General features: G+C 41.2%; 18 protein-coding genes. 3 read left to right on the plus strand and 15 right to left on the minus strand.

Annotated elements, in window-relative coordinates:
* Window positions 1-44: 44 nt before the first annotated feature.
* The 13 genes from AN619_RS08455 to AN619_RS08515 all read right to left on the minus strand — a co-directional run bounded on the left by AN619_RS08455 (window position 45) and on the right by AN619_RS08515 (window position 18,336).
* Window positions 45-866, minus strand: a complete 822-nt coding sequence (locus AN619_RS08455; RefSeq protein ID WP_068556341.1) for a carbohydrate ABC transporter permease — start codon at window positions 864-866, stop codon at window positions 45-47.
* On the minus strand, window positions 856-1,719 hold the full coding sequence (locus tag AN619_RS08460) for a carbohydrate ABC transporter permease (protein WP_068556296.1): 864 nt from the start codon (window positions 1,717-1,719) through the stop codon (window positions 856-858). The genes AN619_RS08455 and AN619_RS08460 overlap by 11 nt, the downstream gene beginning before the upstream one ends.
* 3 nt (window positions 1,720-1,722) lie before the next feature.
* A complete protein-coding gene (locus AN619_RS08465) occupies window positions 1,723-2,742 on the minus strand; it encodes a LacI family DNA-binding transcriptional regulator (RefSeq protein ID WP_068556297.1) in 1,020 nt (339 codons plus the stop codon).
* A gap of 280 nt (window positions 2,743-3,022) precedes the next feature.
* Window positions 3,023-5,662, minus strand: coding sequence for a cyanophycin synthetase (gene cphA, locus AN619_RS08470; RefSeq protein ID WP_068556298.1), 2,640 nt, complete (start codon window positions 5,660-5,662; stop codon window positions 3,023-3,025).
* Between the two features lie 11 nt (window positions 5,663-5,673).
* Entirely contained in the window at window positions 5,674-6,504 is an 831-nt protein-coding gene (locus tag AN619_RS08475; RefSeq protein WP_068556299.1) for a cyanophycinase, read from the minus strand.
* A gap of 411 nt (window positions 6,505-6,915) precedes the next feature.
* Complete coding sequence (locus tag AN619_RS08480) at window positions 6,916-8,238, minus strand: TIGR02679 family protein (RefSeq protein WP_068556300.1); 1,323 nt, start codon at window positions 8,236-8,238, stop codon at window positions 6,916-6,918.
* Entirely contained in the window at window positions 8,216-12,337 is a 4,122-nt protein-coding gene (locus AN619_RS08485; protein ID WP_068556301.1) for a TIGR02680 family protein, read from the minus strand. The genes AN619_RS08480 and AN619_RS08485 overlap by 23 nt, the downstream gene beginning before the upstream one ends.
* Window positions 12,330-13,478, minus strand: coding sequence for a TIGR02678 family protein (locus AN619_RS08490; protein ID WP_068556302.1), 1,149 nt, complete (start codon window positions 13,476-13,478; stop codon window positions 12,330-12,332). The genes AN619_RS08485 and AN619_RS08490 overlap by 8 nt, the downstream gene beginning before the upstream one ends.
* A gap of 10 nt (window positions 13,479-13,488) precedes the next feature.
* Window positions 13,489-14,964 (minus strand): TIGR02677 family protein, encoded by a 1,476-nt coding sequence (locus tag AN619_RS08495; RefSeq protein ID WP_068556303.1) that lies wholly within the window; start codon window positions 14,962-14,964, stop codon window positions 13,489-13,491.
* Window positions 14,965-15,028: 64 nt separating this feature from the next.
* Window positions 15,029-15,253, minus strand: coding sequence for a hypothetical protein (locus tag AN619_RS08500; RefSeq protein ID WP_068556304.1), 225 nt, complete (start codon window positions 15,251-15,253; stop codon window positions 15,029-15,031).
* 168 nt (window positions 15,254-15,421) lie between these two features.
* A complete protein-coding gene (locus AN619_RS08505) occupies window positions 15,422-17,494 on the minus strand; it encodes a thioredoxin domain-containing protein (protein ID WP_068556305.1) in 2,073 nt (690 codons plus the stop codon).
* Between the two features lie 213 nt (window positions 17,495-17,707).
* The gene (locus tag AN619_RS08510; RefSeq protein ID WP_068556306.1) at window positions 17,708-18,016 is read right to left on the minus strand and encodes a nucleotidyltransferase domain-containing protein; all 309 of its coding nucleotides are present in this window, start codon (window positions 18,014-18,016) and stop codon (window positions 17,708-17,710) included.
* Complete coding sequence (locus tag AN619_RS08515; protein ID WP_242867365.1) at window positions 17,995-18,336, minus strand: HEPN domain-containing protein; 342 nt, start codon at window positions 18,334-18,336, stop codon at window positions 17,995-17,997. Before AN619_RS08515 ends, AN619_RS08510 begins: the two co-directional genes overlap by 22 nt.
* 297 nt (window positions 18,337-18,633) lie before the next feature.
* On the opposite strand from AN619_RS08515, the gene AN619_RS08520 reads away from it, so the two are divergent.
* From AN619_RS08520 to AN619_RS08530, 3 genes are read left to right on the plus strand one after another with little or no spacing between them, the layout of a single operon-like run.
* On the plus strand, window positions 18,634-19,716 hold the full coding sequence (locus AN619_RS08520) for a DegT/DnrJ/EryC1/StrS family aminotransferase (protein ID WP_068556307.1): 1,083 nt from the start codon (window positions 18,634-18,636) through the stop codon (window positions 19,714-19,716).
* Complete coding sequence (locus tag AN619_RS08525; protein ID WP_068556308.1) at window positions 19,709-20,677, plus strand: Gfo/Idh/MocA family protein; 969 nt, start codon at window positions 19,709-19,711, stop codon at window positions 20,675-20,677. The genes AN619_RS08520 and AN619_RS08525 overlap by 8 nt, the downstream gene beginning before the upstream one ends.
* Window positions 20,678-20,706: 29 nt before the next feature.
* Window positions 20,707-21,687 (plus strand): CgeB family protein, encoded by a 981-nt coding sequence (locus tag AN619_RS08530; RefSeq protein WP_068556309.1) that lies wholly within the window; start codon window positions 20,707-20,709, stop codon window positions 21,685-21,687.
* 183 nt (window positions 21,688-21,870) lie between these two features.
* Here the strand turns inward: AN619_RS08530 and AN619_RS08535 are convergent, their stop codons facing one another.
* Both AN619_RS08535 and AN619_RS08540 read right to left on the minus strand, forming a co-directional pair.
* Window positions 21,871-22,596 carry an SDR family NAD(P)-dependent oxidoreductase gene (locus tag AN619_RS08535; protein ID WP_068556310.1) on the minus strand — a complete coding sequence of 242 codons (726 nt, stop codon included), beginning with the start codon at window positions 22,594-22,596 and terminating at the stop codon, window positions 21,871-21,873.
* The gene (locus AN619_RS08540; RefSeq protein ID WP_068556311.1) at window positions 22,593-23,834 is read right to left on the minus strand and encodes an ANL family adenylate-forming protein; all 1,242 of its coding nucleotides are present in this window, start codon (window positions 23,832-23,834) and stop codon (window positions 22,593-22,595) included. The genes AN619_RS08535 and AN619_RS08540 overlap by 4 nt, the downstream gene beginning before the upstream one ends.

Raw genomic sequence — 23,834 nt, forward strand, 5'->3', positions numbered from 1 at the left:
TCTTCAGAGCAATCATCAGATTTTTTTACATTTTTCCTGGAACATCAACCCTTTACCGCACCTTTCAAATATTCGCCGCGGATAAATCTTTGCAACACAAGGGTCAAGATCAGCACGGGAACGGCAAGAATCGTTGAATATGCGGCCTGTTGAAAAAAACCTCCCCGACTTACGTAATAATAGATCTGCAACGGCAATGTCCTTGTAGAAAGGGACAAATAAAGGGCATAGGTAAATTCATTCCATGAATTTAACCAGGTCAGCATGGCAGAGACAGCAATGCCCGGTGCTGCCACAGGAAGAATGACTGAAGCCAATGTCTGCAGTCTGCCTGCTCCATCAATCATGGCAGCTTCCTCCAAGTCAAAGGGTATGGTCTCAAAGGTAGAAACCAATATCCAGCAAATAAAGGGAAGCTGTTCAATCAAGTGGGCCAAAACAAGGCCCAGATGGGTATCCAACAGATTCCATTTTAAAAATACCACGGAAATAGGCAAAGCAATTCCCACATTGGGGAACATCCTCGTAAAAAACAAAGACAACACAATGATATATTTTAACCTTTTATTCAATCTGGATATGGCATAACACGCCGGTACTGCGATCACCAAAGACGACAGCATGGTAAAGGTCGCCACGAGAAGACTTTTTCGCAAAGGCGGCCATAAATTGCCGGATTTTAAGACCTGATCCCAGTGCTTAAAGGTAAAATTGGTAATCAGAAATTTAGGATGCTGGGTGAGAACTTCCTCGGGAATGCTGAAAGAAATTCGAAACAATATATATACAGGGGTTGCCATAAAAAAGCATATCAGGGCAATTCCCAAATAAAACAGTATTTTTTTCCATATCTTCTTACTTGCCATTGCCAAAAGCTCCCCCCTTGTCTACATACCGGAAATACAGGTACATGAACAGAATAATGCAAATGAGCAAAACCGTTGAGGCCGCCGCCGAAGCATGCAAATTATTATAGGCACGATACTCGTCATAGGCAAAGGTCGCCAGAAAAGGCGTCGCCCTTCCCACCAAAATGAGAGGCAATTCAAAAATTCGAAATACATCCACCGCCCTCAGCAAAATCACCATGGTAACGGTGGGCTTTAAAAGGGGCAAGGTGATGTGTCTAAAACTTTGTAATTTTGTGGCACCGTCTATGCTGCCGGCTTCATAGATTTCGCTTGGAATCGATTCCAAACCTGCTAAAAACAAAAGTACAACCATAGGCATTACTTTCCAAGAGTCGGCAAAAGCAATGGTGAAAAGGCTTTTGATGCCTCCCGATGTCCAATAGACTGGAGTTTTGATGAAACCCAGCTGAAACAGCAATTCGTTCAAATACCCCTGGGTCCCGAAAATATAAATCAGGGCAACACCCGCTACCAAGGTAGGTACTCCCATAGGAAGCAGTACTAAAGATCTTGCTAAACCTTTTCCTTTAAAATCCTGTTTCAAGGCCATTGCAATCAAAAGCCCAAGGGTCATTTGAATGGTAAGTTCAATCAAGGTAACGACCACTGTATGAAAAATTGATCGAACAAAGTCAGGCCTTCGAAAGAGTTCTCTGTATACGGATAATCCCCATCGGCCCGTGGTGGGATCCTGAAAACTCATCCATATGGTTTTGGAAATCGGTAAAATTGTAAAACCCAGAATATATAAAGTCAATGGCAAAATAAAAGCAAACTCCAAATAATATTTTTTCAGAAACCTTTTCAACGTCTAATCCCCCCTTACCGCTCTACAAGAATTTCTTTTGATCAGCTCATGCTTCAAAATCACTTCATTTTCCTCAACGTTTTCCCCTTTCAGCATTTTCATCAAAAGCCTCATCCCACAGGCTCCCATATCATATCTGGGCTGTCGAATCGTGGTAATGGAGGGGTAAAAATATTCAGACACTTCAATTCCATCAAAACCTACAATCGATATATGGCCCGGTATATGATACCCCCTATGAAGAACTGCGCTTGCAGCCCCCACGGCCATGGTATCTGAAGCCGCAAAAACAGCCGTAGGGAGTTTTTCCTTTTTTAATATTTCCTGCATGATATCATAGCCTGACTTATATCTGTAGTCCCCATGGTAGATCCATTCCTCTTTGACCTGTATGTGATTTTCCCTCAGTGCCCTTTTATATCCTTCAACCCTTGGGATTCCTGCATTTGGATCATCTTTCTGGCCTGCAATCATGGCAATTTCTCTGTGCCCCAGCTTGCATAAATAATCAACAGCTTCATAGGCTGCCATGGCATTATCAATGATCACGCTTTTAAACTCATTGGCCGGATCTCTTGTGGAAACGAGAACAATAGGAATCTCTATTTTCTTAAATCCACTGCGCAACCCTTCATCCACCGTATTGCTGATAAAGATAATACCATCCACCTTTTTTTCCTTGAGCATCTGAAGGGAAACCTTTTCCTTCTCCCGATCCAAATCAATGTTGCATAGGATGATGTGATATTTGTAAGCACTGGCCACATCTTCAATCCCCCGCACAACCTCGGGAAAAAAAGCGCTGGATATATCGGGAATCATCACCCCGACGGATCGTGTTTCCTTTGCCTTTAAACTCCTGGCAATGGCATTGGGGTTATATTCCAATGCCTGGATCGCTTCCATCACTTTTAATCTAGTTTTTTCCTTTACTGACGGATGATGATTGAGTACCCGTGAAACAGTACCTACGCCCACATTGGCTTTCTTTGCTACATCCTTTATTGTCACAATTTTGTTCATCATATCATCCCTTCATTTTGGAAACGTTTCATTTTTATTTTTATCTTATCATGCTGGCCAAAAAATGGCAATACATTTGTTGAAATTTTCAAAAAAACAAAAATTCTCACAAGATATTTTGTGAGAATCATACTGAATACAAAGCAATACAATGTTCATAAACCTTTGAGATTTTGGCTTCGTCACCAATGGTTGCTGGCTGCTGGTCAATGGCTGGGCTAATAGCTGATGGCTAATAGTTTATAACTAATAGTTACCAGTTTATAGTTTTTAATAGTTTTTAAAGGCTAACTGCAGTTTCCTCAAGCACATGGCGATGATGCTGCTCAATAAAGCGATCGATAACCTCCATGACTTTTCCCCTGTCTTCATAAAATACAATCACAATATCTCCTGCCTGCGCCATTTTCATTGCCTTTTCCAGAGCCACTTCTTCCAATAATTCAATCTCTATTTTTTTTGGATTTGCACCACCTTTGATGCAACCCTCCATCAACAACTTCGCCACTTCTCCTTCTGTCCTGCCCCTGCGGTCCCTGTCCTCTTTGACAAAAATATGATCAAAGCTCTGCCCTGATAAAATGCCTACTTCATAGATACTGGCATTCATCCTGTCTCCCGGCACACCGATAACGCCGATGAGTCTGTTGATTTTTATTTTTTGGAGCCCTTCGATTACTTTTTTGTATCCGTCAAAATTATGTCCATAGTCAACGATGACTTTAAAATCAGCCACATCATACATATTGAATCTTCCGGGATTCTCATTTTCATCGCATTTGAAGCTGACAAGGGCACGGTTGATGATATCTTTATCAATGCCCAGTCCCCAAGCTGCAGCCACTGCCGCCAGACTGTTTTCCACATTGTGGATCAGCACACCGCCTAAGGTAGCAGGAATATTTTCTATATTTACCACAGGAATTTGCTCCTTGTCTGTAGCCATATAGATCATCTGATCCTTAATATATACAACCCGTCCTCCGTCTTTAATGTGTTTGACCACATAATTGTTCTTGTGATCCTTCGAGAACAATATGATATTGCCATAAGCCCTATCTCTCACATACAGGCAGTATTCATCATCGGCGTTAATCACGGAGTATCCGTCATCCTTTACTGCCTCGATGACAAGGGCTTTCACCCGAGCCAATTCTTCCAGGGTCTCAATGCCATCGATTCCTAGATGATCATCGGTGATATTGGTAATCACACCTACATCAGCCAAATCATATCCCAATCCTTTGTTGACAATACCTCCCCTAGCTGTTTCCAAAACTGCCGCCGTAACCTGCCGATGCATCAGTACCGTTTTGGCACTGGAAGGTCCTGTGGTATCACCTTTGAGAATACATTCATCCCCTATATAAATACCTCCCGTAGTAGTCATTCCTACACAGTGCCCCGCTTCCTTCAATATGCGGCCGATAAGCCGTGTGGTAGTAGTTTTTCCGTTCGTTCCTGTCACGGCTACAATGGGAATCGAATGTTCCTTTCCCTTTGGGAAAAGGGACTCCACAATCTCTTTGGCCACATTCCTCGGGGTACCGGATGATGGATAATGGTGCATCCGGATGCCTGGGGCTGCGTTAATTTCAATGATGGCCCCTCCCGTTTCCTTGAGAGGCTTTGTAATGTCCCTTGTAGTAACATCTACTCCCGCCACATCCAAGTCAATGACATGGGCAGCCCTGATACACATTCTTTGAATATCCTCATGCACTAGATCCGTTACATCCACGGCAATTCCTCCGGTGCTTAAATTGTCATTTTCTCTCAGATAGATAATCTGCCCTTTCTCTGGTATATCCTCCAGACATAAATGATTTTTCTTTAGTAAAAGCATCATCACGTCATCAATTTTTATTTTTGTTAAAGGCTTTTCATGGCCCTCTCCTCTGAGAGGGTTTTGATTTTCTATTGCTATGAGTTCCTCGATCGTGTTTTTCCCATTACCGATCACATGGGCAGGAATCCTTTCTGCCGCTGCCACCACTTTATCCTTTACCACCAAAATTCTGTAATGCTTTCCCTCAATATACTTTTCCACCAAAGCATCCGGAGTGTATTTTTCTACGGCTTCATAGGCAGCCATGACTTCTTCGTCACAGTGCAAATTTAGGCAGACGCCTTTTCCCTGATTCCCGTTAATAGGTTTTACGACCACAGGGTATCCGATTTCTTTCGCTGCTTCTACGGCTTCAAATTTGTTGTGGGCAATCCTGCCTTCGGGGACAGGAATTCCGTTTTGCCTCATAAAATCATTTGCCATCCACTTATCGCAGGCTATATCTACGGCAATACAGCTTGCTCGATCTGTAAGGGTTGCTTGAATTCTCCGCTGATGGATCCCATAGCCTAACTGCAGCAGACTGCCTTGCCCTATGCGAATTACGGGAATACCCGCCTTCGTCGCTTCCGTCTCGATGGCTTTTGTACTAGGTCCCAGCTCAAACTCACCGGCTTTTTGGCGGATTGCTTCCAACCGCCCATGAAGTTCAATTTTTTTTCCCTCCAGGAGCCCATGGAGAATATCAAAAGCCAGTAGGCCCGCTTCCACACCGGCCACTTCATTTTTATATCCATATACCACATTATAAACGGATTGACCGCTGTTCCATCTTGCCTTGCCGAAACTGACTTTATACCCCAACATGTTTTGCAGTTCTATCGCCGTATGCTCTAATACATGAGCCAAGTACGTTCCCCGCTTAAGCCTTGTCACAAATCCTCCCTTGTAGCCTTCCGAGCACTTATGTTCCTTTAGGCCGGGAATCAAAGCCAACAGATTATCATTAAACATGGGAATTTCAAGGGTAGGCGTATCATAAAGTTCCTCCAGATCTACCGTCAGCTTTATCACCGGATTGTGGCTGTATACATTCCTCCCTCTTAACACACTTAGATTCACAAGCTTCATTTCGATTCCTCCTATGATTGGTCTTGAACCTTTTCATATTGTATGATTGGGTCCTTCGTTGTAAGATTGTAGCCATAACCCTTTGGCAGTACATGAACCCTTACATTGGTAATGGCCAAGGGTTCATCGGGATATTGTTCACAGGTATTGGTAAACGCTATATTCCTTCCGTCAATGATGGTGACAACACCCGATCCAATAACCTCAAAGGTATTGTAATGATTTAAGACAATGGCTGTATTTTCATCAATGCCTATGCCTAAAGAATGGGGATTTTGGGCAATGGCAGACAACAATCTTCCGATTCTTCCCCGTTGATTAAAATGCTGATCAATGATAACCCCTTCGATCAATCCCATCCCCGGAGCCATTTTGATGGTGCATCTGCTGGGAGCTTCCTCATCGATACCTTCCACCACCATAATTTCACTCATCATGGAAGCGCCAGCACTAGTTCCTGCTATGATTTTTCCCTCATGAAGGGCTCTATGAAGCAAATCATGAACCCTCGTGCCTCCCAGAATGCTGGATATCCTTAGTTGGTCTCCACCGGTAAAAAAAATGCAGTCACCCTCCTCCATCTCATTGAATATTTCTTCACGGTTTGCGTCCTCCCGGCTTTCTATATTGAGAACCACAGTTTTAGCAATGCCTAAACTCCTAAAAACCTTGGTATACTGTTCTCCAGCCTCCCTGGGTTTTTCTGTAGCTGTAGTAATCACAAGAAATTTTGGGTCCTTTTTCTTCGTCAATTCCACCAGTCTATTCAAAATAACCTTGTCTGCCGTTTTGTCCTCCGCACCGCCGATTACGACGAGATAAGCATCTTTATGATAAATCATGCCGTTCTTCCTCCTATTTGCCGATGAAAAACACTTTTCTATTTTTTATTTATTCTTAAATTTTTCCAGTCTCCTACTGTTGCCATGCATTTATTTATTATTTTCAATTTTTCACAAACTATACTTTTCCCACGACAAAAATAGGTCTACCAAGAAACCTATGAGAAAAGTATATTGAAAACCTAAAAAATACAAAAAAAGCCCCAATGTTTTATTGGGACTTTTTTGTTATATCGGGACACAATTTAGATATATGGATACCTCCAATGGCTTGTTGCTGCGCAGCGAAAAAATTCCTCCTGCAAAAAATACTGCCTTCTTTTCCATATGGATTGCACTCACTCCTAGGACATGTCCTGTCTAATAAAAAGGAATTTAGATATCCTATCCTGAAAGGGAGAAAAAATATATTCAAAGGAACAACAAACAATCCCCTTCAGGGAAAGCGTCGGAAATGTCCTGCACCAATAGATCTGTCAACAACTCCTGATAGCCTGCATATCCCACTTCCTCCATATACTGCCCTAATTTTTTCAATTTGGCATCCTGCAGACTTTTCAGTTGTCTCATTCTCTTTTTTTCTATAGGATTGCTGGAAACTGCCCTTCCATAGTCATCCCTTGCATATCGCCAAAGAATCAATTGATGTCCGTATCTTTTTTTCAACTTGTCTGCAATCAGCAGCCCTTCGGGATCAAAGTCTCCGGAATAATAGATCTGTGTCCCTTCCTTGGCTAACATGTCCAATAAAATCAAAGATGAAAGCTTCACCTGTCCGTAAGTACACACCAAAGGAGGCAGTTTTTCAATCATTCGCTCCCTAGCCTCACTAAATACCGTTGGATTTTCAAAGACAAATACTTTCCCACGGGGGCTGATGATGCGATCCAAATAACTCAAATTCTCTAAAGATACCTGCATGGATTCCCCATACCGGTAAAAACCTTCCCATCCCCCATGGATTTTCCCCTCTCTGTAAGCGATTAGCCCGCTGCAAAGGGTATAGTTGGAAACCTCATCCTTCAGGATACCGGCTTGATACAATAGTTCTGTTCTCTCCTCCGCATTTTTGGGCATTTCACAATGGAAAAGATAGCCCAATGCGTGCAAAAGCAATTGTCCGCATGGCGTACCTTCATCGAAAGTATGAGGATTTTTACTGACAGCAGAAGAAAATACAGCCAGCCTTTGTTTCTTTTCCCTGTAGAAAGGAAGCCCATTCACTGCATTGCAAACAATAGAAAGATCTTCCCTCAATTTTTCTTTATCCATGTTATATCGTTGTACCAGAATCCTATAGCCTTTTCCTTTTTGTTCAAGCACAAAGGCTAGCCATTCTCCCGCCTTGGTACCGGCAAATCTGTCAATAATTTCACGAAAGAAAGATTCTTTTTCCCTATCATGATTCATTTTTTCTTCCTTTTTGGGAATCAATTCTTCTTCAAAATACTGTTCCAATATATCCAAAAGAGCTATTCCACGAAACTTTGTCATATCTAAAGCATGTTGAATTTGTTCAAGCTTTATTACCGCAGACTTCCTCTTTCGAAAATCTTTTCGAAAAAAGCCCGTAAAAGCCTTCCTCTCTTCCTCCGTCAGATGATCGAAGACAATGGTTCCTCCTATATTTCCTAAAGATTTATATTTTTCCTTTATCTTTACAAACAATCGATGGAAGCCTTCATTATTTTTAAAATAATCGACACTTTGGTTAAGCAGTTTCACTTTTTCCATCCAGATCTCCCTCTTCTACCAGCAACTCCTTCACCTTTCCGTTCCATCGATAACGGATGACGGTAACAAAATTGGCATTGTTGGGTCTTACCAATTCACAAATAGACAAGGAAGGCACCGTATCATAGTCTCCCCATAAAATTTGAGAATTGATTACAAAATTTAGCCTTAACTCTTCCAACAGGCGGAACATATCCCGGATATTGTTTTCGTCCACACCGGCGAAGGCTTCGTCCAGTGAAATAATGCGGGGACAATCTTTCCTAGCACCTTCATACCTTGCATAAACTGCCGAAAACAAAGGTACATACATGGCCATAGCCTTTTCTCCCCCACTCAATCGATCAAAGGCGTTGTTTGTCAATTCTTTCCTATTTTCCCCCGTCTTCTTGAAAAACAAACGAAATTCAAACCACTTGCGATAATCCAGTATCTCTTTCATGATCGAATGGAACGTCTGGGTCTTTCCGCTGTCCTCCAATTGCTTCCTGGCTTCAAGAATCTTTGAGCGAAAATGCCTGGACAATTTTTTCAAATCTTCTTGACTTAACAATCTAGGATCCAGCTTTAATAAATCCACCAGTTCTTTGGTATCCAACTGTTCTTCCGTTTCTTTGATTTTGCTCTTCCACACCAAACTAAAGGACAGTCCGCTGGATGTATTCATAGATTCCATGAGAGCATTCATTTGTTTTACCCACTGTTCACTGTGATAAATCTTTGCCCGTATTTTTTGACTGATGGTATTGGTTAAAATATCTTCAAACAATTGTCGATCGCTTTCCCGAAGCAGATTCTCATTCTCCTTCATCGCCTCTTCAATAAAAGTCATCAATCCATAGAAGTTTACGTCCTTGCCCTGGGTTTTTCCCTTGATTTCAATTCTTCTCTGTTTTCGAAGGGCTTCTCTGATTTTTTCATCCTTTTCTTCCGACTCCCCATGGAAAATATGCTCCAAAAACAGGTTATATTCCACCAAGTACTGGACATTTTCGTGATATTTTTCTTGGAGAGCCGCCGTATAGTCTTCTTTCTGCTTCCCGGCTTTCTCTTCTCCTTTCAATTCCTGATACACCTGCTTGGCTGCTTTGAAAATATCCTCATCCTTGTTATAGGGAAAAACATATCCTAAAGCCATTTCTTGTCGGAAACCCTCCTGGAATATATGGTATAATTTCTCTATCCATTGGATTTCCTCCCAAGCTTCCGCCAATCTGGTGATCCTGTGATTTCGTTCCACTTCCCCCTGCTTTTTCTTTTCTATTTCTTTTTCAATCTTTCCAGGCAGCTCATTTAATATTTGAATACATTCTTCGATTTCCTTTTTGATCTCTTCATAATTTGATAATTTCAACTGTTCTTGACAGTTTTTGAGCTGCTGTTCGTGGCTTTTGATGTCCCTTTCTATCCTTCCCAAATCATACAGTATAGCATCTAAATCTTCTAATACGTCCTCCCTTTGCCGGTGCATCAAATCATTTTTATGGATTTGTTGCAACAGCTTTATATGTTGTGTTTCCAATTCTCTGAGGGCATTTTTGTAGAGATCAGCCTCTTTCTCTGCTTCTTCATAGGCTTCTAAGTTTAAGGGAATTTCCATTTTTTGGGTCAATACCCTAATCTTTTGGCGGATTTCCTTGAGGGCCTCATAGGTTTTTTCTACAATTCCTTCATTTCTCGCTACTTCTTTTTGGCTGCTCTCATAAGACAGCCTTACCCCTTGCACATAATGCAGGGCTGTTTCCAAATCTTCCTTTTTGGGGAAAGCTATCCATTCGTTGTGTAAAACTTTCTTGCGCTCCTCTATGGTTTTTATTTTCTGCTCTATTTCCCATATATTTTTTTGAATGATCCCCTGTTCTCCTATTAATTTTTCTATCATCTCTTCTCGGAATCTTTTTCTGGCTTCTACGCCAATATACTTTGGCTTATAGTCCCTTGTCACCTTTCCCTTCAGCAATCCAATGCCATATTCTCCTTTTTCATTGATATAGGGGCCTTCCTTTTCTGCATCTAATAGAATACTTTTTAATACATTGTCAACCTCTTCTCGACTGACCCCTGAAATATCTGATTTTTCCGGCCTCAAGAAGGAAGAAAGTTCATGCTGAAAGAATTTTGGATCAGAGAAAATATAACGGTCCGCCATGGACACATCCATTGCAAAGACCTTCTCCCTGTATTCCTTAGGAATAATCAAAGCATCCAAAAGCCCCATATCCAGCAGGGCTTCCTCCAATATTCCCCTAAACGCCTCCGGCACATTGTTTTGAAAATCTATGGCTTGGTAAAGGGGAATAAAGGGAATCCCCTCCCTGCTCAGCCGTTCACGATTTCTCAGAACCTGTTCTTTCCTTTCTGGTTCCGGATCTTTTTGACTTTGCCACTGCCGCAATTCTTCTTCCTTTTGTTTCAAGAGCTCATTCTGGCCATCCCGCAACACTTCTAAATTTAATTTTTCTTTGTTGAACCTGTTCTCATCATCATGATAGGTTTTCCGAAGTTCTTCCAGGATATCATCATAGGTTGTACTTTCCCCATATTGGTGGACTTTCCGGGTCACTTCTACCAACGTTTCCTTGGAAATCTTCAATTCTTCATTTTTCTTTGCCCATGTATGGACTCTTTCAATGAACTCCTCCTTGGTTTCCAACAGAAGCCTCTCGGCCTTTTCCATCTCCCTGTACTGATGATCCCTGTATTTTTTCGCATTTTCCAGCTGCTCCAGAGCATTGTCATAGGCAACCAATTGATTTTTTTCCTGTTCCAAGGCCCTTCTGATTTGGATGATTTGATGGACATACCGGTCCATCTGTTGCTTGATATACGTAAAATCATAGGTCTCATCTATCTTTTTGGACAGCTCCTCCTCCATGAAAAATTGTTCATGAAAGCAAATATTTTCTGCAATTTCCGCCATTTCGTCCAATTTGCTTTTGATCTCCCTTTTTTGTTGCTGTTCAAGATCCTCACCGGCTCTTAAGATTGCTGCCAATTCCCTCTCTTTGCTTTCCTTTTTTTCCCGATTTTCTTCTTTTGTTTTCTTTTGCTGCTCCAACTCTATTAACTGTCTCTCCAATCGATCTACTTCCTGTTTTGCCTTAAACCCGTCATGTCCTTCCAGTTGCCGCTTTTTCTCATTGATCAGCTTTTGCTGCAGTTTAAAATCTTCCAAATTTTCAGCAGCTTCTTGAAACTGCCTTTCATATTGCTCCCTTTCCATCTCCAGCTCTTTTTGCTGTTTTTTCTTTTCATCCAGCTCTTCCTTCGCCTTTATAAAGTCTTTTGCCTTTTCCAACAAAATGAAGCGATTGTACTTATCATATTCATTTTTTAGCTTTTCTCCGGCCTTTTTGCTGTTTTTTAGTACTTCCAACTGACTTTTGATATTATCCATATTCTCAATGGCTTCCGACATGGGTCTTAAATCATCATCGGACAAAGGCTGCAAGGAGTCATTCATAATGTCATAAATCACCGTAGGTTTAAAATCCTTGGACAGTTTCGGTGTTCTTAACTGGATTAACAGTTTGATCAATTCATCGTATTCCTCGGTGGTATCAAATCCAAAAAGCAGTTTGTTCACCATTTCCATATAATCCCGCTGGCTCTCGTGGACTTCTCCCCCTTCGCCGATTCGATTTTTTAATTCTATCTTGCTTAGGGGAATTTTCTCTCCGATGTCTTTGTATAAAAATAAATCTTTGCCGATTCTCCGGCCATCCTTTACAGAAAATCCCCAAAATTCCATAGGTTTTCCCCGCCTGGCCTTTAGCCCCATACCTATCGTAAGGTATTTTTCTGTATTTTCCTTCACAAATTCCATATACAAGTAGCCCGTCCGTTCTTCTTGCCCTTGCTCATCCTCTCCCAACAAATAGTTTTCCAATTTCCTTGCCCTAGAACCGAAAGGATCCAATCGTTCAGGACTCTTGTTTCCATCCAAAAGCAGCGGAATAAAACTCTGCATTGTTACAGATTTTCCCGATCCGTTTGCCCCCCTTAAGAGCAATCTTCCATTGGAGAAATGAAATTCTTCCTCGTCATAATACCAGAAGTTGATAAGTCCAAACCGATTGATTATCCACCGATTATTCATCTGCTTCCGTCCTTTCCGTAAAATCCTTAGAATAGCATCCTATCACTTTCCCTGCCAGAGGCATAATGATTACCTCTTTCGTCCCCTCATTCACCTGTATCATTTGGAAATCCTGCATGTATTTGATTACTTCATTGTAAAGTTTTTCTAATTTCATCTCTCTATATTCTTTGCTCCAGCCTTCCATATATCTTTTTAGACATTCTTCAATCATTGCTTCGAACCTTGCCATGGAAATATGGATGGTATCATCTTCCCTTTTGAGGAAGCTTCCTTTTTTGACTTCTTCCACAATCAAACCGTTCATCTGCAATACGATATCGGAAATATTTTTATTGTTGGGAAAAGTATCGCAAAAATTCTTTCCCTCGTCTAAGATCACAAAGGCGCCGTTTTTATGCACATGCAGCTGGCTTTCCAACATCTCCTCTATATCTTTTTGGAGCATATTCCGATAGTTTTTGATATACAGATAATCGGCATCTTCTATCCCCTCACTATAGACCGCCGGTGACATCACCAGCCGTCTGTATACCCTGTTCCTCCTGATTCTGCCCCTGTCTTTATCTATATCCACCCATTCCTCGTTTTCTATGTCCTGCCAATGGCGATAATAAAGCAAATTTCCGGTAAAATTGCGCATAAAGTATTTGGATAATCCTGTATTCTCATAGAGCACTTCCGTATCCACCGCATTGGCAAAATATTGTTCATCGCCGTCATTCACCTTCATGAGGCCTATTTCCGCTGCAAAGCGCAAAACCTTGATCAGATGGCGTCGATGCTTATACAAAGTCCAGTCCACTTTTTCCTGCCCAGGATAAGTCCCTTGGACAAACTCTGTGATCTGAGACAATACAAACTGCTCTTCCGGTCCCTTATCTTCCAAAAACATAAGCAAAAGGCATAAAAATCCATACTCCATTCGGTCCTCAAAATCTTCTATCCCCATCCAGTTTTCAGGTTTTCCCGGAAGTTTTTCCAACTTAATGATATAGGGATTGATGATCAGCTTATAGCCCAGCTTGTCCTCTAAAAAATTTTTGAGCTTTGGACTGGCATCCTTGATTTGATAATAAAGTTCTTTATCCTGTTCTTTGATGATCCAAAATCGTTCCAACAAGATTTCTAGTTCTTTCATAATTTATCTCCTAATCAAACTGAATAATAAAAGCAGGCATTTCCAAATCTCCGTCATCGCAGCGCAAAATACACCTTTTTGGGGGATCTGGCAGAACAACTCGAAAGGTATGTCCATCTTCCGTTTTGGCCCTTTTGTTGGGCGAATTCATCCCTTTGCTCAACCATCTTAGCAGCGTTGCCCGTACATGGGATTCAATTCTTGGCAGGGCAGAAAAATCAATTCTTTGATCGCAGATATAACTTTCGATAATGTTTTTCTCCTGCTGCCGCATCTGGATGTATTGTTGCAGCATATTTTGCTTTTGTACACGATGATTTTCAATGGGCGTCCGCATGCTTTTTTCCCGATAAGCTCTGATCCTCGGTTTGATTTCTATTACAAAGGGGTCCTCATCAAAAACACCGCTGTTAATACTTTCCGTCTTCCTATAAAAACTTCCCCGGATATGTTTTGTATGGAAAATTCCGAAGGCCAGGGAGGACAGCTTATGGGCATCCTCCATCTTCTCACAGGCTAGAAACATTTCACAGAGCTTCTTATATTCTTCCTTTCTGTTGGCTGCACTGTTTCGACTTTCCGCAATTTGCGCAGCAAAACGAGTAATTTTACGAATGATTTCATTGGTAATTTCAAAAAGTTTTTCCCTTTCACTTTTTTGGGCAGGGGAGCCCAAAAACCACTCCTGTAGATTTCTCCATCGCCCCCGGATATTTTCAAAAATATCCTCCCCCCTGACCTCCATATCAATCCTTGGGATAGATTGCTCATAGGCAAATACCTTTTCCATCAGTTTTTTTGCTTTTCCTTCGTCAATTTCCCTTAGCAGTCCTTCAATTCCATAGGTGTTTTTCTGCAGTTCCTTAATAAAATCCCGCAAATACTCGATAAACTTATCTTTAAAAACCAGAAACTCCCTGGTTTTCATCATCTCCTCCGCTTTTATGCTGTGCAGCTCTCGGATATAGTCTTGATAGTTCTGGTTGAGCCGCTTAAAATCCGTATTCAAGTCCCTCCACCAAATCCCCACACTTTTTATATCTTCCTCCACAATGGCATGAAACTTCTCCAAGTGACTTTTAATCCGTTCCAATAAAGTAGGTTCTAGGGATGCTCCTTCCACAAAAATATTTTCAAGTCGAATGGCCATCCTTTCAATTTCAACGGTATACTCCGATAATTGATATCGAAACTGTTTATTTTTAAACTCCTCTACCGTGGACACCTTGGATGTGTCTTGGATCGGAATCAGATTTCCCCATTCCACCAGCACATCCAGATCCTGCTTGCACTGTTCCATCGTATAATCTCGAAACAAAGAATGTTTTTTCAGCTCTTCCCATACTTCTTCCTTGTACATCCAATATTTAATTTTTTCATACTGTATATAGAAAAAGCGCAAAATGGTGCGATACCTCCATGCATTGTCTGCAGAAAGATATTTTACTTCTTGAATCGGTTTGATCATCTTACTGTGAATTTCCATAAATTCTCCCTTTCTCCCCACTTCGTCCTTTCTTCATCTCTCTACAAAATTATATCATTTTATTCTACTGTTGCCCATAAAAACGAATTACCTCTTGGTTTGCGGTGAGAATTCCTATGCCCCTTCGTCCACCATCATCTCCCTTCCCATTGAACTCCTCCGTTAAAATCTTCAAAGAAACATACATCATCCTGCCGTTTTCCACGATCTTGACAACCTCTCCCGCATCCTTGTATACTACCACATCCTCCGTGAGATGGAGGATAAGCCTTGGCCATACCACATCCATACCATAATGAAACAGCCCCACCCGATAAGAATGAGGCTATGGAAATGTTCTTGTATCTGCATTGTATCGTTGATATTCCTGCTTTTCAAGTTTTAATGATTACCAAAACAAATCTTTATCAACTATATGCCGATTTTTACAAACAATAGGAGCGTTAAGATCAACATCCTAACGCTCCTTGAGTTTATGGGAAGCTGCCAGCATTTTTGTAAACTGTGCCATGTCTGACGTTGGGATATTGCAGGCAAAATTCTCACATATATAGGCCGTGGCTGTATTTCCGATCCTTCCTTGATTTTTGACAAAAGGCACCAGCCTATGCAGCGCTTCTGCTCCGTCATTAAAAATCACCGTCGCAAAAGGTAGAAATCTTCTATCCAATTCCGCCAGCATTCTTTTTGTATCTTCCTTGCCCCTCTCCCCTGCAATCACCACCTGCTTGGTCGGCATATTGGCAAAGAGAAATGCCATCATAAAATGAGTATAAGCATTGGGATTTTCTTTTACATTACCCCCAAAGATATAAAACTGAGCCATGGCCTTTTCTTCCAGTTCCCTATCTCCCGTCATTCTTGCCAACCTTAACATATTCATGGTGGCCACGGAATTTCCGGAAGGCGTTGCCCCGTCATAGATTTCCTTTGGCCTTACAATTAATGGCTCGCTGTCTTTGCCATACAGAAAGAATCCCCCCTCCTTTTCATCCCAGAACAGATGAATCATATCCCGTGTCAACCCTATCGCCTTCTCCAAATAGATCGTTTCAAAGGTTGCCTCATATAGCTCAATGAGTCCCCAGATGAAAAAGGCATAGTCATCTATATAAGCCAAATAGGCAGCTTCCCCATCCCGATACCTAGCCAGCAAGCGACCTTCTTCATTGACCAGATGGTTCATAATAAACCCTGCTGCCTTTTTGGCCGCATGGATATAGGCAATGTTGTCCAAAATCCTTCCCGCCATGGCTGCAGCGGCAATCATCAAACCATTCCAAGCCGTTAAGATCTTATCATCCTTGTAAGGGTGGATTCTTTGTTCCCTGTAGTGATAAAGCTTTTCACGGCAAAGGGATAATCTCTCCTTTAACTCTTGATCCTTCTCCAGGTCGGCTAGGGAAACACCGATCAAATTGGGGATGCTCTTTCCTTCAAAATTCCCGCGGGGCTGAATATCATAATATTTACAAAACAGCTGCCCATCCTCTTCTCCCAGCACCTCCTTTACTTCCTGAACATCAAACACATAAAATTTTCCCTCAATTCCCTCTGCATCAGCATCCTCTGCAGAATAAAATCCCCCCTCTACAGGACTCATATCCCTGAGGATATAGGTGAATACTTTTTCTGCGATTTCAGCATATCGATAATTTCCCGTTGCTTGAAAAGCCTCCAGATAGGCAATCGTCAACAAAGCATTATCATAGAGCATTTTTTCAAAATGGGGCACCAGCCACTTTTGGTCTGTAGAATACCTGGCAAAGCCAAAGCCGATATGATCGAAAATTCCCCCCTTATACATGCCGTCAAGGGTTTTTTCCACCATTGCCAAGGCCTCTTCTTCTCCAGTAGCGGCGTAGTATCGTAACAGAAAGGATAGATGATGGGGTGTAGGAAATTTGGGTGCCTTGCCAAATCCTCCATAAACCGGATCAAAAAAGTGTTTCAATTCTTTATAGGCATCATGAATCGTTTCTTGGGGAAGCTGATCTTGGGTGCTGTCCAGTACTGACGATTGTACTGCCTGAGTAATCTCTATGCTGGATTTCTCCAGTTCATCCCTTCTATTTTTCCATGCATCCCAAATTCGATACAGTAGGTCCATCAAGCCGGGATGCCCGTATTTACTCCTTTTCGGGAAATACGTTCCTGCAAAGAAGGGCCTTCTGTCGGGTGTAAGAATCACCGTAAGAGGCCAGCCGCCATGCCCTGTCATGGCCTGACAAAAACTCATGTAGATATGATCAATATCCGGTCTCTCTTCCCGGTCTACCTTAATAGCAACAAAATACCGATTCAACACCTCCGCTACTTCTGCATCTTCAAAGGATTCCCTCTCCATCACATGACACCAATGGCAGGTTGAATAACCTATGCTTAGAAATATGGGTTTGTCTTCGGCCTTTGCTTTAACAAACGCTTCGTCTCCCCAAGGAAACCAGTCGACGGGATTATAAGCATGTTGCAATAAGTATGGAGATTTTTCTTTAACCAATCTATTGGGTACTCTATGATTTGTTGTCATAAAACTACCTCCCTGTTTTATTTGAGCTTTTGTCTTTAATATTTACCCTTCTATTTTCTCCAAACTCATCCGCTGTATTCCGTTAAAATAGCATTTGATACTGTATGATAGATAAATATACATTGTTGCATACTATGTGTATATGACCTCTTGTTTGTTTCGCGTAAAAATAAAATGCAATAAAAAAACCGAAAGCTTTAAACTTTCAGCTTTTTATGCACTATAGATGATTTGTCCATGCTCTAAAATTTCATTAAGAAAGCCACTTTCGTCGTTGTTTTCTTCCAATAAAATTGGTTCAATTCTATCATCTATATTTCTTCTTAACTTATAAAGCATAGCTTCCATGTCTAAAAAATCACCCTCAATTGCATTCACAATTACAGCTATATCAATATCACTTTCTTCTTTCCAATTTCCTTTTACATAAGAACCATATAAAATGATCTTTTGTGGTTTTATCTTTTCACTTACTAAGGCAGCATATTCTATTGCCTTCTCTAAAGCCTGGCTTTTATCCATAGAAATAAAGCCTCCGTTTCTTTTAATATTTTCCTACACCTTTCCTTAGATAATGATTTCAACAATTTATTCTTAACCGTGGGGTATCTGGCTTCTATGTTTAATGGTTCGAGCAAATCAATGATGTCCTTTTGTTTATCATCAAAGAGCTCATAGATGCCTGCTTTTTTTGCTAATACGGTAAGATTATGTATATACGGAGGATTATCTGGTAATACGGAAGCAAAATACCCTTTCAAAGCCTTTTCTATTACTTGATGGCACATAAAGCCAACATAAAGATATCTTCCCCCTTCAAGCATGACTTTCGCTGTCTCCAAATCATATTCCGCCAACTCAAGCCAATACCTTACTCACTCTTTCTTATCCACCCTATCACTCCCCTTTATATTAAATTATAACACTTTCATCAGCCAAATGAAACCGTGAGGATTACAGGAGATAGATTACATGACACCAACAACAAATCCATCCCATCTGTTGTTCTATCTGATGTTCATACAATATTCCTTTATCAATGACAAATGGGTACGGATTTTCTGTGGGCCTCATAGTATATTCTAGAAAGCAAATACAATCCGCCATAGGTTCTTGATCTGAAATTAGGAGATGATGATATGATCCATATAGCAAAACCAATCATTGAAGAAGAAGAAATATTGCATGTCCAAGAAATTATGAAAAGCGGCATGATTGCCTGCGGCGAAACGGTTTCTGATTTTGAAAGAAAATTTGCGGAATCCATGAAAGCAAATTATGCCGTGGCAACCTCCTCCGGTACAACGGCACTGCATGCCGCAGTCATTGCTTCAGGAATTCTCCCCGGAGACAAAGTAATCACAACACCTTTTACCTTTGCAGCTACCGCCAACAGTCTGCTTTTCCAACAGGCAATACCTGTTTTTGCCGATATTGAACCGGATACCTTTAATATTGACCCTCATAGCATCGAAAAAATATTAGAAAAAAATAGAGATACTCGTGCTTTACTCATCGTTCATTTATTCGGACTTCCCTGTAACATGGAAAAAATCATGGAGATCGTTGAAAAATACCGGCTTATCCTCATTGAAGATTGTGCCCAAGCCCACGGAGCCAAATATAATGAAAAAACTGTCGGCAACTTTGGTATAACCGCTGCCTTCAGTTTTTACCCTACTAAAAATATGACCACCGGTGAGGGTGGTATCATCCTTACAAATGACCGTCAAGTTTATGAGCATCTGAAGAAGCTCATCAATCATGGCCAGCAGGAGCGGTACCTTCACACTATGCTGGGATATAATTTTCGCATGACCAACATTGCAGCGGCCATCGGAATAGAACAGCTGAAAAAACTGGAAGATTTTAATCACAAGCGTATTGCCAACGCCCAGATTTATACCAGCACCATAAAAAACGAAGCCGTCATTCTCCCATGGGTTCCAGCCAACTGTCATCACGTATATCACCAATATACGATCAAAGTAAGCAACAGGGAGAAATTCATCCGACATCTAAAAAACCATGGAATCGAATGGGGCATATATTACCCTATCCCCCTGAACGCTCAACCCTACTATCGGCAACTGGGATACGATCCCTTGGAAACACCTGTTGCTTTAAAAACCAGCAGTGAAGTAGTATCGATTCCCGTTCATCCCGGCTTGACCCCTGAGGAAATCTATCACATCATCGAGGTGATTAACCATTATGAATAGCATGAAGCTGGGAATCATTGGTGCAGGCAGAATGGGCTGCAATCATATCCGTACGTGCAAAGAACTGTATCCTCAGGTGGAATTGGCAGGTTTTTTCGATTCCAATCAACAGAGGGCAAAGGATGTCGCTGCAAAATGCTATACAACAGCATTTCCTACAGTCAACGATTTGCTGAAAACAGTAGATGCCGTAATTGTAGCAGCACCAACACCCTTCCACTGTCAATATGGATTGTTGTGTGCAGAAAAAAAGAAGCACCTTCTTATGGAAAAGCCTATTTGTCAGACACAGGAAGAAGCCCGTCAGTTGATTCAGGCATGTAAAGACAATGGAGTCATCTTGCAGGTCGGGCACATTGAACGCTTTAATCCTGTCATCAAAGCATTAACCTCCGTTTTAAAGAATGAACAAATAATATCCTTAGATTTCCGCAGGCTGAGTCCCTTTGACAGGGAATTTTTTGACTGCGATGTGATCCATGATCTCATGATCCATGATCTGGATATCATGAATTGGATTGTGGACTGCAAAATCGATACAATCTATGCCCATGGCAAATGTATCTTTAGCGAGCAACACATTGACTACGGGCAAGCACTCATTCGGTTTGCCAATGATATTTTGGTCAGCTTGACCGCCAGCAGGGTGACAGAGGACAAAATGCGCATGTTGACCATCCACACAAAAAACTCCTGCATTTATGTTGATTTTCTGAATCGGATGATTACAATTTACAGAAGAACTGCTTTCAAGTTGGAAATGGAGTATGATATTCACTATAAACAAGAGAACATCATTGAAAAAGTATTCATACAAACCAACGACCCCTTAAAGGAAGAAATTTCTTCCTTCGTACACTCCGTAAAAAATAATCAAATTCCTGTGGCAGACGGATTCACAGCACTAAAAGCACTAGAGATTGCAGATATAATCTCTAAATTGATATATACAAAGCGATAATTCAAGTAGAGTAAGGAGTGAAATCCATCATGCGAATCCTCTTTTTTGAAGACAGTCCTGTTTGGAATTACTTGCTCCCTGAGGGATTTGTCGATGCAGGCCACCAAGTAAAGGTAACGGGACCATTGGCACAGCATAATATTCCAAAGGTAATTGAAGAATTTCGTCCCCATCTGATTGTCACCATGGGATGGGGAATATTTCAATGGGAGAGTTACCAAAATTGGTTGAAACAATATATCCATGCATCAGGTATCCCCCATGTTTTTTGGTCCCTTGAAGACCCGGAACATACCCATACTTTTACTTTGCCCCTGCTTAGAAGGGTACAACCGAACTTTGTTTTTACCATTTGCAAATCAAAGGTTCAATATTTCCAACAACTAGGTTTTCCCACTGCCCATATGGATTACGCCTACAACCCCAGGATCCATTATCGAACGGATATTATGCCAAAATACCACTGTTCCATTGCCGTTGTGGCCAATGCATACGACTATATTTTAAAAAATAATCCCAGTGCCTATCGTACCAAATCTATTCAAACTCTCATCTGCCCTCTTCTAGAGAACAATATTCGGGTTGATTTTTGGGGAAATAACTGGGCAGATATGAAACCCATTCTGGGATATGATATTCCTGCTTCGTGGATCCACGGATATTTGCCCTATCTGGAAGCAAATCAAGTCTACAGCAGTGCTGATATTGTCATTGGCCTGCAAAACAATTATATGCAGCTCACCCAACGCACCTATGAAATTTTGAGTTCGGGAGGTTTTCTGCTAACACCTGATACCATGGCAATCCGGGAGAGATTTCGTCCTGGGCAGGACCTCATTGCCTCATCCTCCCCTCAGGAAACCATGGCGTTGGTTGATTATTATTTGAAAAGACCGGAGGAACGGGAAAGAATACGGAATCAAGGAAGATTGACCGTGAAAGATCATACTTATAAACACCGTGCCCAGTATATGATCCATATCCTGCAATCCCGAGGCATACTCAAATAGATATCTTTACATCTATTCATTTTTCAACCTCTGATATTGATTCGCAAAGAATAAATGCTCCGCCTGAAAGCAAAGCAATATAATGAGCCGAAACCCTTGAAATTTAGGCTTCCACTTCAATCAGCAAGCCAAATCTCAAGGGCTTTTCTTTTTTGCAAATACCGCTGACATGATTTGTTTTGTTTAAATCGTCCCATTGTCTACACGAATCACAGTACCTGTGATGGAAGAAGCATTTTCAGAAAGCAAAAACGCCACCGTTTTTGCCACGCTATCTGCACTGGTTTCCTCCTTGAGGGACGTCCTTTTATAAATCCTGCGTTTTTGCTCCGGCGTCAAAGATTCACTCATGGGTGTCTCCATAAAGCCGGGTGCCACACAATTTGACCTGATCCCATATCCTCCCCATTCCCTTGCAACTCCGATGGAAAATGCCTCTAATGCTCCTTTCGTGGAAGCATACATGCTTAATCCTTTATATCCTGTGTGGGCACTGACAGAAGATATGTGGACAATGGCTCCCTTTGTTCCGTAAAGCAGCATATTTCGGATAACATATTTCGTGAGCAGGATAGGAGAAAAAACATTGATATTGTACATTCTCTCTAAACTTTCAATACGGGCATTTGTTACAATATCGTCGTATGCATAGGCAGCATTATTTACCAGCCCGTAAATAGGCCCTATATCCTTTATTCGATTGGAAAATAAATCCTTTATCCTTTCCGGTCTGGACAGATCAAATGCTATGTGCTGGTATCGCTCTTTATATTCCTGCCGCAAATCCATTATGGTTGCTGTTTCTTGCCTGCTTACGCCAATCACGCTATATTCTTCATGGTTCAGCAGATTGGTCACGATTTTATGGCCCAATCCTCCTGAATCTCCCGTAACAATCACTCGTTTCATGTTCTTACCTTCTTTCCTGTTCTGGTTTTGGGAATCTCTGCACAAAAAACAATCGTACCTGGTATTTTCCATTTTTGTAGCTTAAATGACAACACTTCGTAGATTTTCTTTATCATCTCTTCCTCGGTTTCCTCGTCGTTTTTCACCACTTCTGCCACCAATATATTTCCAACCGCACTGTTTTTTCTTCCCTTTACCAAAACATCGATAACCCCGTCAATCTTCATGATTTCCTCTTCCACCTCATGGGGGTTTATTTTATATCCTCCGACATTTACCATCTCCGTTTTTCTCGTTGTGAATTTAAATTTATTTTCACCGACAACCTCCACAATGTCCCCCGTAGGATACCAGTCGTCTACAAGGAAATATTCTGTAGAAGGTGCCAGCAAGCTCTTGTGGATCAACAGCTCCTTTTCCTCGGATATCCTAACGAGATGCTCCATGTTTTTCTTTATTTCAAAAACTTCACCGGCAGCACCGAAGAGACTTCCCCCTTCCGTGGATGCATATATGTTCCTGATTTTTGCATTGGGGAATATTCCTTTCAATTTTTCTTCCAAATTCGGATCAAATTTTTCTCCCCCAAAGGTTGCAACCTCCACCGATAAAATGCTGTTTTCTACCAATGGGATAAAAGTTCTATAAAATGTCGGTGTGGCAGAAATATGAGTGACCTTGTATTTCTGTAATATGGGTTCTATCTTTTTTCTGTCCTGATCAAAAACATATATCATCGGGTTCCTATTGAAAAAAGCTTGAAAAAAGACTTGAAGCCCCGCAAAGTGGGTTGGATTGTATGCTAGGACCCAAATTTTTTTTCTCATCTCTTCACATACTTTGACACTTCTCGCTACGGTATCCAATGTGTGTACAATTCGTTTCGGCCTCCCGGTAGTCCCTGACGTGTAAAGGGCCAATCCCCAACTTTTTTTATTTTTATTTATTCTTTTAATTAAATCATGAAAATCTTTTATATCTAGCTTGGTTGCTGGTTTTTCTTTAAAAATTTCATCATAATCCATGGGCAAGTTCTCAATCTCTCTTTTAGAGAAGTCTGAATCAATCAGTTCTACGGGAGAGCCCATTGCCATACTGTAAATTAATTCTTTGAAAATATCATAGGGATTTTCAAAATAAATTTTTTCCCTGATTCTGTCCTTGCCGTTTAAATCCTTGATAAGGTCATCATAAGTTTTGAAGATATTTCGCTTTTCATCCACGAAAAATAAGTTCAT

It is taken from the genome of Thermotalea metallivorans (genome assembly GCF_001562415.1).
GTDB classification, from domain to species: domain Bacteria; phylum Bacillota; class Clostridia; order Peptostreptococcales; family Thermotaleaceae; genus Thermotalea; species Thermotalea metallivorans.